The sequence below is a fragment of the Streptomyces sp. NPDC056527 genome (assembly GCF_042794475.1).
In the GTDB taxonomy this organism is placed as follows: Bacteria; Actinomycetota; Actinomycetes; order Streptomycetales; family Streptomycetaceae; genus Streptomyces.
The window spans coordinates 81,149-96,279 of record NZ_JBHTTQ010000011.1 but is presented as its reverse complement, the minus strand read 5'-3'; the positions used below and the strand labels follow the sequence as shown (position 1 = coordinate 96,279).

Sequence of the window (15,131 nt, the reverse complement as noted above, 5' to 3'; positions counted from 1 at the left end):
ATCTCAGTCGCAGTCGCGGCAGATCGGCTGACCGTTCTTCTCCCGGGCCAGCTGGCTGCGGTGGTGCACGAGGAAGCAGCTCATGCAGGTGAACTCGTCGGCCTGCTTGGGCAGGACCCGTACGGCGAGCTCCTCGTTCGACAGATCGGCGCCGGGCAGCTCCAGGCCTTCAGCGGCCTCGAACTCGTCGACGTCGACCGTCGAGGTCGACTTGTCGTTCCGGCGGGCCTTCAGTTCCTCAAGGCTGTCCGAATCGACGTCGTCGTCGGTCTTGCGTGGGGTGTCGTAATCCGTTGCCATGTCGCTCTCCCCCTCTGGGTGGTTGCGGTGTCTCCAGCGCACGTAACGCGTGAGAGGCCGGACTTGTGCCCGACCCGAGGCGGAGATTTTGCCTCACATCAAGGTCTGTTACTCAATCGACACCCAACCGGCCCTCTCACGAGTGATCGGCTTTGGGTGGCGAACGGGACCGTACACGGTCCACCTGCCGTCCTTCACGGGCGCCACCCCGTGTACTTCCCGTCATCCAGGCCCCCGGAAACCCGGACTTTTCCGGGTTTTCCGAGGGATTTCTCAATCACGGAGAGTAGAGAGTCGGATGCTCGCCCCTGTGATCGATCACACATGAGCGTCTCAGGAACGGCATCCGAGAATTCCGCGCAAAGCGAACGGAACCGGCTGGTACCCGAAGTGTGTCAGATCGGGAGAGTGACACGCATCACGAGACCGCCGCCTTCGCGGGGCTCCGCGATGATACGGCCACCGTGAGCGCGCGCGACGGAACGCGCGATCGACAGGCCGAGACCGACTCCCTTGTCGCTCCCGGTCCGCTCCTGCCGAAGCCTTCTGAACGGCTCGAAGAGGTTGTCGATCTCGTACGCGGGAACCACGGGACCCGTGTTCGAGACGACGAGAACCGCCTGGCCGTGCTCGGTCTCGGTGGTGACCTCCACCCAGCCTCCCTCGGCCACGTTGTACCTCACGGCGTTCTGGACCAGGTTCAGGGCGATCCGTTCGAGCAGGACGCCGTTGCCCTGGACGACGGCGACCTCCCGCTCGCCGCGGACCTCCACGCCCTTGGCCACCGCCTCCGCATGCACCTGGTCGATGGCGCGCGACGCGACCTCGGCGAGGTCCACGGGTTTGCGCTCCACGATCTGGTTGTCGCTGCGGGCCAGCAGCAGCAGGCCCTCCACCAGCTGCTCGCTGCGCTCGTTGGTGGCGAGCAGGGTCTTGCCCAGCTGTTGGAGCTCCACGGGCGCCCCGGGGTCCGAGAGGTGGACCTCGAGGAGCGTGCGGTTGATCGCCAGCGGGGTGCGCAGCTCGTGCGAGGCGTTCGCCACGAACCGCTGCTGGGCGGTGAAGGCCCGCTCCAGACGCTCCAGCATCTCGTCGAAGGTGTCGGCGAGCTCCTTCAGCTCGTCGTCCGGACCGTCCAGCTCGATCCGCCGGGCCAGATCGGATCCGGCCACCTGACGGGCGGTCCGGGTGATCCGGCCGAGCGGGGACAGGACGCGCCCAGCCATCGCGTAACCGAAGGCGAAGGCGATGATGCTCAGCCCGAGGAGGGCGAACAGCGAGCGGCGCAGGAGATCGTCGAGCGCCAGGTCCCGCTGGTGCTGGAGGCAGGCGGAGACGGCTTCGTTGAGCTGCTCCCCGGTGCCTTGGACGGGCAGCTGACACCAGGAGGTGGTCGGCTGGACCTTGCCCTCGACGACCTTGAACGGCAGCTCGGACGCGCTGTCGCCCAGCGCCTGCGCGGTGAAGAGATAGATGATCGACAGCAGCAGGATGCCGGCGATCAGGAACATGCCTCCGTAGAGGAGGGTGAGCCGTATCCGGATCGTCGGACGGAGCAGGGGCCTGACCGGGTCCCTGGGGTCCCAGGTCGGCTTCGGCGGCGCCTGAGGGGGCGCGGGGGTCGCGGCCACCGGGTCAGATCCGGTAGCCGGAGCCGGGGACCGTGACGATGACGGGCGGTTCGCCGAGCTTGCGGCGCAGGGTCATCACCGTGACCCGTACGACGTTGGTGAACGGGTCCGTGTTCTCGTCCCAGGCTTTCTCCAGGAGCTGCTCGGCCGAGACGACCGCACCCTCGCTGCGCATCAGGACCTCCAGAACGGCGAACTCCTTGGGTGCGAGCTGCACCTCCTTGCCGTCGCGGAAGACCTCGCGGCGGTTCGGGTCGAGCTTGATGCCGGCGCGCTCCAGGACCGGCGGCAGCGGCACGGTGGTGCGCCGGCCGAGGGCCCGCACGCGCGCGGTGAGCTCGGTGAACGCGAAGGGCTTGGGGAGGTAGTCGTCGGCCCCCAGCTCAAGGCCCTCCACACGGTCGCTGACGTCGCCGGAGGCCGTGAGCATCAGGACGCGGGTGGGCATCCCCAGCTCGACGATCTTGCGGCAGACGTCGTCGCCGTGGACCAGGGGGAGGTCCCGGTCCAGAACCACCACGTCATAGTCGTTCACCCCGATGCGCTCCAGGGCGGCGGCGCCGTCGTACACGACGTCGACTGCCATGGCCTCCCGGCGCAGTCCGGTGGCCACCGCATCGGCGAGCAGCTGCTCGTCCTCGACGACGAGTACGCGCACGTCTGTCATTCCTTCCTGAGAGCCCGGGTCCTTCACGCGGACCCGGGCGGTTTGAGCACTGACTGTGCGTATCCATCCTGCCCGGTACGCGCGTAAACCGGCTGTAAGGCGGCGTACGGGCGGCTGCGGGAGGGCGCGCGGGAGGGGAGGGGGCGTGTGGGGGCACGAGCGGGGTCGGAGAGGGGCGCGCGGAGAATTCACCGGATTCACGGGCCAGTTGAGGTTTCTGTGAGGAAAGGCGTGGGGAGGACGTCTGCACACCCCGCGATCACGCCCTGTATGTGGCGCGCCACAAGCCGCTCTGTCCCCCAGAGGTTGCAGCGTGTGATCCACCCCACCCTCGGCACACCCCCGTGCCACCGACCCATGACGAGGGGGCGCACGATGGACGCTTTCACCGCAGGACTGCTGCAGCGCATAAGGACTGCGCAGACCGACCTCACACGGGCACGCGAGACGGGCGACGACTTCCTCGCGGAGGTCGAGCAGGCCGAGCTCGACGACCTGCACCGCCTGGCCGCCGAGCACGGCGTGGAGGTCGGCGCCGCCAGCGCCTGACCCTGGACATGGAGGGGCCCCGGTGTCGTCGACACCGGGGCCCCTTCGCATGTGCGGACACTCCCTAGTCGCGCCAGGCCCCGAACTCCTCCAGAAGCCCCTGGAGCGGCTCGAAGACCCCCGGTGGGGCCGCGATCGTCAGCTCGCCCGACGGGCGCTCTCCGGGCCGTCCACCGGTCAGGGCGCCCGCCTCGCGGGCGATCAGGTCGCCGGCGGCGAGGTCCCACGGATTGAGGCCGCGCTCGTAGTAGCCGTCGAGACGGCCCGCGGCGACGTCGCAGAGGTCGATGGCGGCCGATCCGCCCCGGCGGATGTCGCGCAGGCGCGGGATCATGCGCTGCGCGATGTCGGCCTGGCGGGCGCGGCGGGTCTGCACATAGGCGAAGCCGGTGGAGATCAGCGCCTGCTCCAGCGGGGGCGCGGGGCGCACGGACAGCCGGCGCTCCCCCACGTACGCCCCGCCGCCGAGAACGGCCCGGTACGTCTCGTGCCGCAGGGGTGCCTCGACGACCCCGACGACGGTTTCTCCGTCGCGCTCGGCGGCGATGGAGACGGCCCAGGTGGGCAGGCCGTAGAGATAGTTCACGGTGCCGTCGAGCGGGTCGATCACCCAGCGGACTCCGCTGGTGCCGGGGCTGGAGGCGCCCTCCTCGCCGAGGAAGCCGTCGTCGGGCCGGTGCTCGGAGAGGAAGCCGGTGATGAGCTTCTCGGCGGCGATGTCCATCTCGGTGACGACGTCGATCGGGCTGGATTTCGTCTTCGCCACCGTCAGGTCGTCCGGCCTGCCGTCGCGCAGCAGGGCGCCGGCCCGGCGCCCTGCCTCCAGGGCGAGGTCGAGCAGTTCGGCGAGCAGGGGGTCGGTCGGCACAGGGTTCACGGGCTCGGTCACAAGCACTCCTTATGCGTACGGGCTGTCGGCTCCGGCCGCCGCGGGCCGCTCCGCCCTCGCCGGGCAGCAGCCGATGGGACAGAGGTCGTGGGAGGCCCCGAGGGCGCCCAGGGCGCAGCGCTCGACCCGGACGCCGCGCTCGCTCGCCGCGCGCTCCAGGAGGAGGTCCCGTACGGCCGCCGCGAAGCGCGGGTCGGCTCCGACGGTCGCGGAGCGCCGGACGGGGAGCCCCAGCTCGGCGGCCTTGGCGGTGGCCTCGGTGTCGAGGTCGTACAGCACCTCCATGTGGTCCGAGACGAAGCCGATCGGGACCATCACGGCGGCCGGGACCCCGGCGCCGTGCAGCTCCTCCAGGTGATCGCAGATGTCCGGTTCCAGCCAGGGGATGTGCGGGGCGCCGCTCCGGGACTGGTAGACGAGCTTCCAGGGGTACTCGACGCCGGTCCTCTTGTGGACCTCGTCGACGATCACCCGGGCCACGTCGAGGTGCTGCTTCACATAGGCGCCTCCCTCGCCGTGCTCGCCGGCCGGTCCGGAGGAGTCCGCCGCCGAGTCGGGGATCGAGTGGGTGGTGAAGGCGAGGTGCGCGCCGGCCCGGACGGAGTCGTCGAGGTCGGCCAGCGAGGCGAGCACTCCCTCGACCATGGGCTCGACGAAGCCGGGGTGGTTGAAGTAGTGCCGGAGCTTGTCGACGCGGGGCAGCGGGAGCCCCTCGGCCTCCAGCTCCGAGAGCGCGTCGGCGAGGTTCTCCCGGTACTGCCGGCAGCCGGAGTACGAGGCGTAGGCGCTGGTGGTGAGGACGGCGATGTGTCGCCTGCCGTCGGTGACCATCTCCCGCAGGGTGTCGGTGAGGTACGGCGCCCAGTTCCGGTTTCCCCAGTAGACCGGCAGGTCGAGGCCGGCCTGCTCGAACTCCGCGCGCAGGGCGTCGAGCAGCGCGCGGTTCTGGTCGTTGATCGGGCTGACACCGCCGAAGAGGAAGTAGTGCTGCCCCACTTCCTTGAGCCGCTCCTTCGGAATGCCTCGGCCGCGGGTGACGTTCTCGAGGAACGGGACGACGTCGTCCGGGCCCTCGGGACCGCCGAAGGAGAGCAGCAGAAGGGCGTCGTAGGGTGCGGGATCGTACTGATCGGACATGGCACCGATCCTCCCATCCGCCACTGACGGCCGATGGCGCGCCCCGACCGAAATTACGGCTGCGGCATTCACTTCAACACCGTAGGCTTTAGCTATTAATTACACGTGTTGAGCCGACGCCCGGAGATCCCCTTGCCCAGTCCCTACCGCGCGATCTTCGCGGCGCCCGGCACCAGATCGTTCTCGGTCGCCGGTTTCATAGGCCGGATGCCGCTGTCCATGATGGGCATCGGCATCGTCACCATGATCTCCCAGGTGACGGGAAGGTACGGGCTCGCGGGCGCGCTCTCCGCGACCATGGCCATGTCCGCCGCCGTGCTCGGCCCGCAGGTCTCACGGCTGGTCGACAGGCACGGGCAGCGCCGCGTGCTGCGCCCCGTGACCCTGGTGTCGCTGGTCGCGGCCGCCGGACTGCTGCTCTGCGTCCAGCAGGGCGCCCCGGACTGGACCCTGTTCGTCTTCACCGCCGTGATCGGCTGCGTGCCGAGCCTCGGTGCCATGACCAGGGCCCGCTGGGCGGACATCTACCAGGGGGAGGCGCGCCGGCTGCACACCGCGTACTCCTGGGAGTCGATCGTCGACGAGGTGTGCTTCATCTTCGGCCCGATCATCTCCATCGGTCTGTCGACCATCTGGTTCCCCGAAGCCGGCCCGCTGTTCGCGGCCGTCTTCCTCGCCATCGGCGTCTTCTGGCTGACGTCGCTGCGGGCCACCGAGCCCGAGCCGCACCCGAGCGACGGGAGCTCCGGCGGCTCCGCGCTCCGCTCCCCCGGACTCCAGATCCTGGCCCTCGCCTTCGTCGCCACCGGCGCGATCTTCGGCTCGGTCGACGTGGTGACGGTCGCCTTCGCGGAGGAGCAGGGCAGCAAGGCCGCCGCCAGCCTGGTGCTCGCGGTCTACGCGCTGGGCTCCTGTCTGGCCGGCGCCGTGTTCGGCCTGCTCCACCTCAAGGGCGAGCCGTCGCGCAGGTGGCTGCTGGGCGTCTGCGCGATGGCCGTGAGTATGATCCCCCTCCTACTGGCCGGGAACTTGCCGTTGCTGGCCGTGGCGCTCTTTGTCGCGGGCCTGTCCATCGCACCGACGATGGTGACCACCATGGCCCTCGTCGAAGCACACGTACCTCGCACCAAGCTGACCGAGGGCATGACCTGGACAGGGACCGGGCTCGCGATCGGTGTGGCGCTCGGCTCCTCGGCCGCCGGCTGGGTGGTCGACGCCTCCGGTGCGGAAGCGGCGTACGTGGTGCCCGTCGTCTCGGGCGCGCTCGCGGTCCTGGTGGGTCTCCTGGGCTACCACCGGCTGCGGCAGCCGGTGCCGACACGGGAGGGGCAGCGTGAGCGGGACGAGCACGGGGCAGTCACAGCGGTCGGGGAGCACCGGGACGGTGAGCAGCCCGTGGCGTAACTGGGCGGGGAACGTCACCTCCCGTCCGGTACGGGAGGTGCGCCCGGCCTCGGCCGAGGAACTGGCCGACGCGATCAGGAAGGCGGCCGCGGACGGGCTGCGCGTGAAGACGGTCGGCACCGGCCACTCCTTCACCTCGATCGCCGCCACGGACGGCGTGCTGGTCCGGCCCGACCTGCTGACGGGTATCAGGCGCATCGACCGCGAGGCGATGACGGTCACGGTGGAGTCCGGCACTCCGCTCAAGCGGCTCAACGTGGCGCTGGCCCGGGAGGGCCTGTCGCTCACGAACATGGGCGACATCATGGAGCAGACGGTCGCCGGCGCCACCTCCACCGGAACCCACGGCACGGGCCGCGACTCGGCCTCGATCGCCGCGCAGATCCGGGAGCTGGAGCTGGTCACCGCGGACGGCCGGCTGCTGACCTGCTCGGAGAAGGAGAATCCGGAGGTCTTCGCGGCCGCCCGGATAGGCCTCGGCGCGCTCGGTGTGGTCACGGCCATCACCTTCGCCGTGGAGCCGGTCTTCCTGCTCACCGCGCGCGAGGAGCCGATGACCTTCGACCGGGTCACCTCGGAGTTCGACGCCCTGCACGCGGAGAACGAACACTTCGAGTTCTACTGGTTCCCGCACACCGACAACTGCAACACCAAGCGCAACAACCGCAGCGCGGGCCCCGCCGCCCCGCCCGGGAAGATCAGCGGGTGGGTCGAGGACGAGCTGCTCTCCAACGGGGTCTTCCAGCTCGCCTGTTCGCTGGGCCGGGCCGTCCCTCCGGTGATCCCCTCGCTCGCCAAGATCTCCAGCCGCGCGCTGTCAGCACGTACGTACACCGACATCCCGTACAAGGTCTTCACCTCCCCGCGACGGGTGCGCTTCCTGGAGATGGAGTACGCCCTGCCGCGCGAGGCGGCCGTCGCGGCGCTGCGCGAGGTGAAGGCGATGGTCGAGCGCTCGCCGCTGAAGGTGAGCTTCCCCGTGGAGGTGCGGACGGCCCCGGCCGACGACATCACCCTCTCCACGGCCTCGGGCCGTGAGACCGCGTACATCGCCGTGCACCTCTACAAGGGGACGCCCCACAGCGGGTACTTCACCGCGGTGGAGCGCATCATGACCGCGCACGGCGGCCGGCCGCACTGGGGCAAGGTGCACACCCGGGACGCCGCGTACTTCTCCGAGGTCTACCCGCGCTTCGCGGAGTTCACGGCACTGAGGGACCGGCTGGACCCGGGGCGGCTCTTCGCCAACGACTACCTGCGCCGGGCACTGGGCGACTGACGGTCACTCGGCCGGGATCTCCTGTCCACCGTCACCGGTGGACGGGGTCCCCGTCGGAGTCGGGGTCGGCGTCGTGTCGGTGGGCGTGGGAGTCGGAGTGGGTGCGGGCGTCGGGTCGCCCCCGGGCGAGCGTGACGGCGTGGGCGTCGGGTCCGGGGTGGTCCCGCCGGTCCCCGGGGACGGCGTGCCGGTGCCGCCGCCGGTGTCGTCCCGCCCCCGCTGCGGCTCGTTCTGCGGCCTGTGCGAGGGCGTCGTACCGGTCGAAGGCTCGGCCTTGCCGCCGCCGTCGCCCCGGACGACCGAGCCGAAGGTCGTGCTCCCCTTGGTGCCGCTGAAGTCCTGATCGGAGATCAGTTCGTAGGTGGTGATGCCTCCCATGGCGACCAGGAAGACGAGCGCCGCGGCGATTCCGGAGCGCTTCCAGCCCCGGACGCGGGTGCCGTGCGTGGTGGCCTCGCCGAACTCCTCGCCCACCCCCTCCCCGAACTCGCCGCCGTGCGCGGACGCCCCGGACCCGCCGACCGTCGCGAGCACCTGCGTACGGTCCGGGACCGGCCGCCGGGCCGTGGGCTCTGCCGCCTTCGCCGGCTCGGAGTGGACGGCGGCCTCCCGTATCTGCTCTCCCGTGCGTTTGAAGAGGTGTTGGAAGACCGAACCACCGCAGGTCGCGATGACACTGATCACACCGGCGCCGAGGATCGTGCCGTACACGCCGAGAGTGGAGGCGAGTTTGGCGGCGACGACGGCGGCGACCGCGCTGCCGGAGACCTGGGCGACGCTGAGGTCGATCCGCTTCTTCTTCTCGTCCTTCGCCTGATTCATACCCGCCCTTGCCTGCTCATCCGTTCAACCATGCACCCACAAGGGACAAATGGGCGAAGTGAATAGTTCCGTTTCCGTGGGTTCTGTGAAGAGCGACACGTAAGGGCGAAGGTCGCGGAGACTCAACTCCCGTACCTCCGGAGAAGTTGGGCGGCGTGCCGGTCCACCCAGGTGGCCCGAATGGAGTACTGTGTCGAGCCCTGGGTCCGGGCTCCCGCAAGGGTGCTCGGGGGCTACGGGAGGGGGCCGAAAGTGGCACTCGAACCGGCGGCGCCGTGGCACCGCACGGATTCCTGTCGCACAGCGTGACCGCCGGTCACTCTGCGTCGTAAACAGGTAACCGTGCCATAACGGCGTTCCAGGGTCCATGCCCGACACGCCGGGCAACTCGGCAAGGTTGTGGCAGGCTGCACCCGGGCAGGCCACACTCGACTAGCGGAAGCAGCGACGCACGTGACGTCGGCAGGCACCACCCGGGAGGTCCCCATGCCCGAACTGCGTGTCGTGGCCGTCTCCAACGACGGCACACGACTGGTGCTGAAGGCTGCTGACAGCACGGAGTACACGCTTCCGATCGACGAGCGGCTGCGCGCCGCCGTGCGCAACGACCGCGCACGGCTCGGTCAGATCGAGATCGAGGTGGAGAGCCACCTCCGCCCCCGCGACATCCAGGCACGGATACGTGCCGGTGCCTCCGCTGAGGAGGTCGCCCAGCTCGCCGGCATCCCCGTCGACCGCGTACGGCGCTTCGAGGGCCCCGTGCTCGCGGAGCGGGCGTTCATGGCGGAGCGGGCCCGCAAGACCCCCGTGCGCCGGCCCGGTGAGAACACCGGTCCGCAGCTCGGCGAGGCGGTGCAGGAGCGGCTGCTGCTGCGCGGAGCCGAGAAGGACACCGTGCAGTGGGACTCCTGGCGCCGTGACGACGGCACGTGGGAGGTGCTGCTCGTCTACCGGGTGGCCGGCGAGGTCCACACCGCGAGCTGGACGTACGACCCGCCCAGGCGGCTCGTCCAGGCCGTGGACGACGAGGCGCGCGCACTGATCGGCGAGACGGACGACACGATCGCCGCCGCGCCGGAGCCCAGCTTCCCCTTCGTGCCGCGCATCGCCCGGCTGCCGAGGGACAGGCCGCTGGACCGCGCCCTGGACCGCCAGATGGAGCGCCAGACGGAACGGTCCGCTCCGGCTCCCGAGCCGGAGGAGGAGCGGGACTCGCTCACCAGCCTCCTGGAGGCCGTGCCGAGCTTCCGCGGCGACATGGTCGTCCCGGACCGGAACCCCGAGCCGTCCTCGACCGAGCCCTCCGACGAGCCCGAGGCGGAGGAGCCGCCGGCTCCGGCGGCCTCGGCCGGCGCGGGCTCGGCGTACGCCGACGTCCTGATGCCCCGTGCGGTCTCGGGCCACCGCGACCGCCTGACGGGCACCACGGACCGCCAGGCGGAGGCGGACGGCGTCCGCCCGGGCCGACGCGCGGCGGTCCCGAGCTGGGACGAGATCGTCTTCGGCACGCGAAGGAAGAAGCAGGACTGATTCCCGTACGGGAAAGGGGGCTCGCGCCGACCGACGCGGGCCCCTTTCTCGTGGTGCCCGGGGGTTTGGGCCCCTGTGACGATGGCGGCCAGGAGATCGGGCCTTTGCCGTGGCGCCCAGGGGTTCGGGCCCTTGCCGTGGCGCCCAGGGGGTCGGGACGTTCCCGTGGGGTCGGGCCCTTTCGCAGCGGCGCCCAAGGGCTCGGCTCCTGGGCTATGGCGGCTAGGGGTTCGGGCCCTTGCCGTGGCGCCCAGGGGGTCGGGACGTTCCCGTGGGTTCGGGCCCTTTCGCAGCGGCGCCCGGGGCCCGGCCCCTTCGCCATGGCGGCTAGGGGTTCGGGCCCGTCGCCACCGGGCGGGTGGGGTCGTTCGACCACTGCGACCAGGAGCCGGCGTAGAGGGCCGCCGGGATGCCGGCGATCTCCAGGGCCAGCACCTCGTGCGCGCCCGAGACGCCCGAGCCGCAGTAGACGCCCACGGCTCCGCCGCCGCCCGCGTCCCCCGCGCCGAGCTTCGAGAAGCGCGCCGCCAGCGCCTCCTCGGACAGGAAGCGGCCCTCCGCGTCCACGTTCTCCGTCGTCGGAGCCGACACGGCGCCCGGGATGTGGCCGCCGACCGGGTCGATCGGCTCCACGTCGCCCCGATAGCGTTCCGCCGCGCGGGCGTCGAGGAGCAGGCCGGAGCGGGCCAGCGCCGCCGCCCCGTCCGCGTCGAGCAGACCGACGGCACCCGGCTCCGGTGCGAAGTCGCCAGGCTCCGGGGCGGGCGTCTCCTTCGACAGGCCGTGACCCGCCGCCGTCCATGCCGCGAGCCCGCCGTCCAGCACCCGCACGCGCGCGTGCCCCGTCCAGCGCAGCAGCCACCAGGCGCGGGCCGCGCCCCAGCCGAGCCAGTCGTCGTAGACGACGACCGGGGTGTCGGCCGAGACGCCCGCCCGACGCATCGCCGCCCCGAACGTCGCCGGGTCGGGCAGCGGGTGCCGCCCGCCGCTCCCGGGCGGACCGGCCAGTTCCGCGTCCAGGTCCACGAAGACGGCGCCGGGGATGTGCCCGGCCTCGTAGGCCGGCGATCCGGGCGGGCCGCCGAGCTGCCAGCGGACGTCCAGCAGTACCGGGGGCCTGGCCCCGGCCGACTCGCTCACGAGTTCGCTTGCGGTGATGATGGGCTTCATAGGTGCCATCCTCGCGCAGCACGCCCTGCCTCGGACCGTGCCGCAGCTCCGGAACGGCGGCGAGGCATCACGGGACCGCGAGGACCCGGCCCGGCGATCCAGGCATCCTCACGCGGGATCGCGCCAAAGAACGGCGCGGCCCTGGCGCGCTGCACGCCCCTTGGTGCGAGCATCTGCACGGAGGCGCGCGACCCGGCGCGCGTACGGCGGGTCGGCGGCGGGCAGTAATCCGCTGCGGTACCCGGGGCCTCGCTCCCACCCGCCCGTACGCGCTCGTGCGCACGGCTTGTCCCCCCGTACGGCCACGACGATGGTCCGAGGAGAGAGTGACGATGACCGAGGCGACTCGGCGCACACCCGGTGCACCCTGCTGGGTGAGCCTGATGGTGCACGGGCTTGACGCGACACAGGAGTTCTACGGCGCGCTCTTCGGCTGGGAGTTCGTCCCCGGGCCGCAGCAGCTCGGCCCGTACGTCCGCGCGCTGCTCGACGGCAGGGAAGTGGCGGGTATCGGCCAGCTGCCGCCCGACCGGCATCTGCCGGTCGCCTGGACGACGTACCTGGCCACGGACGACGCCGACGAGACGGCGGAGACCATCCGCTGCTGCGGGGGAACGGTCGCCGTCGGCCCGCTCGACGCGGGCGACGCCGGACGGATGGTGATCTGCTCGGACCCGACCGGCGCGGTCTTCGGTGTCTGGCAGGCCGGCGCGCACGTCGGCACGGCGGAAGCCGGCGCGCCCGGCACCCCGGTGTGGAACGAGCTGCTCACATACGAGACCTCGGCGGTCGGCAAGTTCTACCGGACGGTGTTCGGGTACGAGGTCGAGCCGATCGTCTCCGCCGACCTCGACTATCTGACCCTCCACCTGGAGGGCCGTCCGGTGGCGTCGCTGCACGGCGTCGGTACGGCGCTCCCGCGCGACCGGGGCGCGCACTGGATGACGTACTTCGAGGTCGCCGACACGGACGCGGCCGCCCGCCTGGTCACCGAGCTGGGTGGGCAGGTCCTTCGACCGCCCAGGGAGGGCACGGCGGGCCGGCTCGCCCTGGTCACCGACCCGGAGGGCGCGGTCTTCACCATCGTCCGCTCTGCGGGCAGCTGAGGGCCACCCCCGACGGCCGAGGTCCGGCCGGTCGGCTCCGGCCGGTCGGCTCCGGCCGGTCAGCTCCGGCCGGTCAGCTCCGGCCGGTCAGCTCCGGCCAAGGCAGTGCTTGGAGTCAGCCCCGGCCACCTCGGTCCCGCGAGTCGCGGCCCCGGCGGCCGAAGTCCCGCGAGTCAGCCTCGGCCGCCGCGGGCCTTCCCGTCAGCTCCGGTGACCGCGCCCTTCGAGTCAGCCCCGGTCACCGCGAGCCTTCGAGTCAGCCCCGGTCGCCGCGGGCCTTCTCGTCAGTTCCGGCCGCTGCGGACCAGGCTTCGGCGGAGCCGGGACGCGCCCCGTCGGCCGTCGCCGCCGGGCAGTCCGAGTTCGGTCAGCCGCTCCCGCATGAAGTACCGCTCCGTGCCGCCCTCGCCCTGGAGCGCCCTGAGGAACTCCGCCGTCTCGGGGCGCAGCAGCGGGTGGAGTCGCGGCTGCATGCAGTAGCCCACGGCGCGTACGAGAGGGGTCAGGGTCTCCGGTGCGGCGCCGGGCACCGCGGGGCCCTCGCCCGACTCCAGGTCCGGCACGACGTGGTCCACGACGGTGAGCGGCACTCGGTTGCTGTTCTCGTAAGGACTGAGCCGCTCCAGGACCGTGCCGGTGCCCACCCGGGCGATGGGGACGTCGTAGTAGACGGAGGCCGTGAGCATCGCAGTGGAGAAGCAGCCGACGACGAGCCGCGGGCGGCAGCGCTCGTAGAGGGTCTCGGCGAGCAGCGGACCGTCGAGGACGGTGAGGCGTACGCCGGACGCCTCGGCCGCCTCGTGCAGCGCCGTCGAGTAGCGGGCGGGTGCGGTCGGGTGCGGCTTGAAGACCACCGACGTGTGGCCTGCCGCGGCGGCTCCGCGCAACATCCGGACGTGCAGCTCCTCCTCCTCGTCGGCGGTGAGGATGCCGAGGGCGGCGAGGTACTGGCCGAGGAGGATTGCGGTGGCCTCGGCCGCGACCGCCTCGGTCAGCTGCCGGTCGTCCCCGGCCGCATCGGCGATCTCCGTGAGCACCGCGTGGAAGGCCGTGTCGGGTACCAGTTCGGGCTCGACGTCGTACTCGGCGAGGAGCAGCGGGCGCAGACCGGGCACGAGGTCGAGGTGGAGCAGGCGCTGGATGCGACAGGCGATCGACTGGGGCAGCTCGTCACGCGTCGGCCCGTAGCTCATCAGGCCGTCGGCGTACACCTCGACGGTGCTCTCGGCGAAGACCGCGGCGAGCGCCTTGGCGGGGTTGACCTGGATGGACTCGACGATCAGCTCGACCGGGGCGGTCCCGAGAGCCCAGGCCGTCCGGAACACCCGCTGCCACAGCGGGGCCTCTTCCGGGCGGGGCGACCAGGAGCTGGGGTGGTGCGGGTGGATGGCCTCGTTCCAGTCGATCGCCTCGTCGAACCGGGCGGCGATCCGGTCGTAGCCGGTCATCTCGTCGAGTCGCAGCGCCGTCTCCGGGATCTCGGCGTTGTTCGACACGAGGAGGATGCGCCGGACGTCCTCGCGGGCGCCGAACCGGCCCGCGTCGAGTGCCGCGGCGAGCGTGGCCGCGCCGTAGAGCGTGGACACCTGGAAGATCTGGGTGCGCGGGTTCGCGGTCATGGCTCAGGCGGTCCTTCCGGTGGCGCGCAGGCTGGTGAGCAGGGTGCTGCGCGCGGTGTCCATCGTGGCCAGCGTCTCGTCGAGCACCTGCTGCGGCATACGGCGCAGGGCCTCGGTGACGTTCTGCCTGAGCCGCTTGGTCACGGCGGGTTCGTACTGGTCGGCCTTGCCCATGTGGAAGGCGATCATGGCGCAGTAGGTGCGTACCGCCTTCGGCAGAAAGCGATCGGCCTCGGGGTCCTTCGAGACCTCTTCGAGCAGGAGGTCGTACGAAGGAATGAAGTCCAGTTGGCGATTGTCGGTGATCTGTGTGAGGGAGGTCGTGACACCGCGACGGTAGAAGACTCCGTGCAGGCTGAGCGCCGCGTAGGTGGTGGCTTTCAGATGGAGGCGCCAGATCCAGAGCCGGTCCTCGGCGGTGCGCAGTTTCGTCTCGAATCGCGAGGCGCCGTTCTCGAAAAGACGGCTGCTGTAGATGCCGAAGGGGACGAAGGGATAGTCCACCATCGTCACCATCTTGGCCGGTGCGATTCCGTCGCGCGGATTCATCACGGTGTCGCGGAGTCCGGCGGGCGCGTAACGGATGCTGCGCGAGCTTCCGGTCGACTGCACATGGTCGGTACGGGCGAAGTCGCAGCCGAGCGACTCGATGCCTCGGACCATGGCGCGCAGGTGGCCGGGGGCGTACCAGTCGTCGCCGTCGAGGAAGGTGACGTAGTCCCCGGTCGCCGCGTCCAGGCCGGTGTTGCGCGCCTGTGCGACACCGAGATTGGTCTCGTGGCGGATGACGGTCGCGTGGGGGACGCGGCTCTCCCAGCGATCCAGCACGTACGGCGTCTCGTCCGTGGAGCAGTCGTCGATCAGCAGGAACTCGAAGTTCGGATCCGCGTTGTTCGCGAGGCTGCGCATGGTGTCGGGGGCATAGATCCCGACATTGTGGAACGGCACGATGACGGAAAGTTTCGGCACACGAATTCCCAACACTCAAACAGACGGTCAATCAGTCGATCGCGCGAGCGATCGAGTCA

At 71.1% G+C, this 15,131-nt stretch carries 14 protein-coding genes; 5 read left to right on the top strand and 9 right to left on the bottom strand.

What is annotated here, in order from left to right; translation table 11 throughout:
• Positions 1-3: 3 nt before the first annotated feature.
• The 3 genes from ACFQ7Q_RS09130 to ACFQ7Q_RS09120 all read right to left on the bottom strand — a co-directional run bounded on the left by ACFQ7Q_RS09130 (position 4) and on the right by ACFQ7Q_RS09120 (position 2,589).
• Positions 4-300: a DUF4193 domain-containing protein gene (locus ACFQ7Q_RS09130; RefSeq protein ID WP_003955561.1), complete on the bottom strand. Its 297-nt coding sequence runs from the start codon at positions 298-300 to the stop codon at positions 4-6.
• A gap of 395 nt (positions 301-695) precedes the next feature.
• Positions 696-1,931 (bottom strand): sensor histidine kinase, encoded by a 1,236-nt coding sequence (locus ACFQ7Q_RS09125; protein WP_383551588.1) that lies wholly within the window; start codon positions 1,929-1,931, stop codon positions 696-698.
• A 4-nt stretch (positions 1,932-1,935) separates the two neighbouring features.
• Positions 1,936-2,589, bottom strand: coding sequence for a response regulator transcription factor (locus ACFQ7Q_RS09120; protein WP_132914883.1), 654 nt, complete (start codon positions 2,587-2,589; stop codon positions 1,936-1,938).
• Positions 2,590-2,973: 384 nt separating this feature from the next.
• Between ACFQ7Q_RS09120 and ACFQ7Q_RS09115 the strand changes: the two genes are divergently transcribed.
• Entirely contained in the window at positions 2,974-3,147 is a 174-nt protein-coding gene (locus ACFQ7Q_RS09115; RefSeq protein ID WP_315893340.1) for a hypothetical protein, read from the top strand.
• A gap of 64 nt (positions 3,148-3,211) precedes the next feature.
• Here the strand turns inward: ACFQ7Q_RS09115 and ACFQ7Q_RS09110 are convergent, their stop codons facing one another.
• Positions 3,212-4,036 carry an inositol monophosphatase family protein gene (locus ACFQ7Q_RS09110; protein WP_383551586.1) on the bottom strand — a complete coding sequence of 275 codons (825 nt, stop codon included), beginning with the start codon at positions 4,034-4,036 and terminating at the stop codon, positions 3,212-3,214.
• A 9-nt stretch (positions 4,037-4,045) separates the two neighbouring features.
• On the bottom strand, positions 4,046-5,173 hold the full coding sequence (locus ACFQ7Q_RS09105) for a ferrochelatase (RefSeq protein WP_383551584.1): 1,128 nt from the start codon (positions 5,171-5,173) through the stop codon (positions 4,046-4,048).
• A gap of 132 nt (positions 5,174-5,305) precedes the next feature.
• Between ACFQ7Q_RS09105 and ACFQ7Q_RS09100 the strand changes: the two genes are divergently transcribed.
• Both ACFQ7Q_RS09100 and ACFQ7Q_RS09095 read left to right on the top strand, forming a co-directional pair.
• On the top strand, positions 5,306-6,577 hold the full coding sequence (locus ACFQ7Q_RS09100; protein WP_383551582.1) for an MFS transporter: 1,272 nt from the start codon (positions 5,306-5,308) through the stop codon (positions 6,575-6,577).
• Positions 6,558-7,856 (top strand): D-arabinono-1,4-lactone oxidase, encoded by a 1,299-nt coding sequence (locus ACFQ7Q_RS09095; RefSeq protein WP_383551580.1) that lies wholly within the window; start codon positions 6,558-6,560, stop codon positions 7,854-7,856. Before ACFQ7Q_RS09100 ends, ACFQ7Q_RS09095 begins: the two co-directional genes overlap by 20 nt.
• Before the next feature lie 3 nt (positions 7,857-7,859).
• On the opposite strand, the gene ACFQ7Q_RS09090 is transcribed toward ACFQ7Q_RS09095, so the two are convergent.
• Entirely contained in the window at positions 7,860-8,678 is an 819-nt protein-coding gene (locus ACFQ7Q_RS09090) for a hypothetical protein (protein WP_383551578.1), read from the bottom strand.
• Between the two features lie 453 nt (positions 8,679-9,131).
• Between ACFQ7Q_RS09090 and sepH the strand changes: the two genes are divergently transcribed.
• Positions 9,132-10,208 (top strand): septation protein SepH, encoded by a 1,077-nt coding sequence (gene sepH, locus ACFQ7Q_RS09085; protein ID WP_383551576.1) that lies wholly within the window; start codon positions 9,132-9,134, stop codon positions 10,206-10,208.
• Between the two features lie 327 nt (positions 10,209-10,535).
• On the opposite strand, the gene ACFQ7Q_RS09080 is transcribed toward sepH, so the two are convergent.
• The gene (locus ACFQ7Q_RS09080) at positions 10,536-11,378 is read right to left on the bottom strand and encodes a sulfurtransferase (RefSeq protein ID WP_383551574.1); all 843 of its coding nucleotides are present in this window, start codon (positions 11,376-11,378) and stop codon (positions 10,536-10,538) included.
• Between the two features lie 332 nt (positions 11,379-11,710).
• On the opposite strand from ACFQ7Q_RS09080, the gene ACFQ7Q_RS09075 reads away from it, so the two are divergent.
• Positions 11,711-12,484 carry a VOC family protein gene (locus ACFQ7Q_RS09075; protein WP_383551572.1) on the top strand — a complete coding sequence of 258 codons (774 nt, stop codon included), beginning with the start codon at positions 11,711-11,713 and terminating at the stop codon, positions 12,482-12,484.
• Positions 12,485-12,768: 284 nt separating this feature from the next.
• Here the strand turns inward: ACFQ7Q_RS09075 and ACFQ7Q_RS09070 are convergent, their stop codons facing one another.
• Positions 12,769-14,103 (bottom strand): polysialyltransferase family glycosyltransferase, encoded by a 1,335-nt coding sequence (locus ACFQ7Q_RS09070; RefSeq protein ID WP_383551570.1) that lies wholly within the window; start codon positions 14,101-14,103, stop codon positions 12,769-12,771.
• Between the two features lie 3 nt (positions 14,104-14,106).
• Positions 14,107-15,072: a glycosyltransferase family 2 protein gene (locus tag ACFQ7Q_RS09065; protein ID WP_383551568.1), complete on the bottom strand. Its 966-nt coding sequence runs from the start codon at positions 15,070-15,072 to the stop codon at positions 14,107-14,109.
• Positions 15,073-15,131 lie beyond the last annotated feature (59 nt).

What these genes read in the sequence shown, in the direction of transcription:
- ACFQ7Q_RS09130 (WP_003955561.1), bottom strand. Translation starts at nt 300, where the DNA reads ATGGCAACGGATTACGACACCCCACGCAAGACCGACGACGACGTCGAT.
- ACFQ7Q_RS09115 (WP_315893340.1), top strand. Translation starts at nt 2,974, where the DNA reads ATGGACGCTTTCACCGCAGGACTGCTGCAGCGCATAAGGACTGCGCAG.
- ACFQ7Q_RS09105 (WP_383551584.1), bottom strand. Translation starts at nt 5,173, where the DNA reads ATGTCCGATCAGTACGATCCCGCACCCTACGACGCCCTTCTGCTGCTC.
- ACFQ7Q_RS09090 (WP_383551578.1), bottom strand. Translation starts at nt 8,678, where the DNA reads ATGAATCAGGCGAAGGACGAGAAGAAGAAGCGGATCGACCTCAGCGTC.
- ACFQ7Q_RS09080 (WP_383551574.1), bottom strand. Translation starts at nt 11,378, where the DNA reads ATGAAGCCCATCATCACCGCAAGCGAACTCGTGAGCGAGTCGGCCGGG.
- ACFQ7Q_RS09075 (WP_383551572.1), top strand. Translation starts at nt 11,711, where the DNA reads ATGACCGAGGCGACTCGGCGCACACCCGGTGCACCCTGCTGGGTGAGC.
- ACFQ7Q_RS09070 (WP_383551570.1), bottom strand. Translation starts at nt 14,103, where the DNA reads ATGACCGCGAACCCGCGCACCCAGATCTTCCAGGTGTCCACGCTCTAC.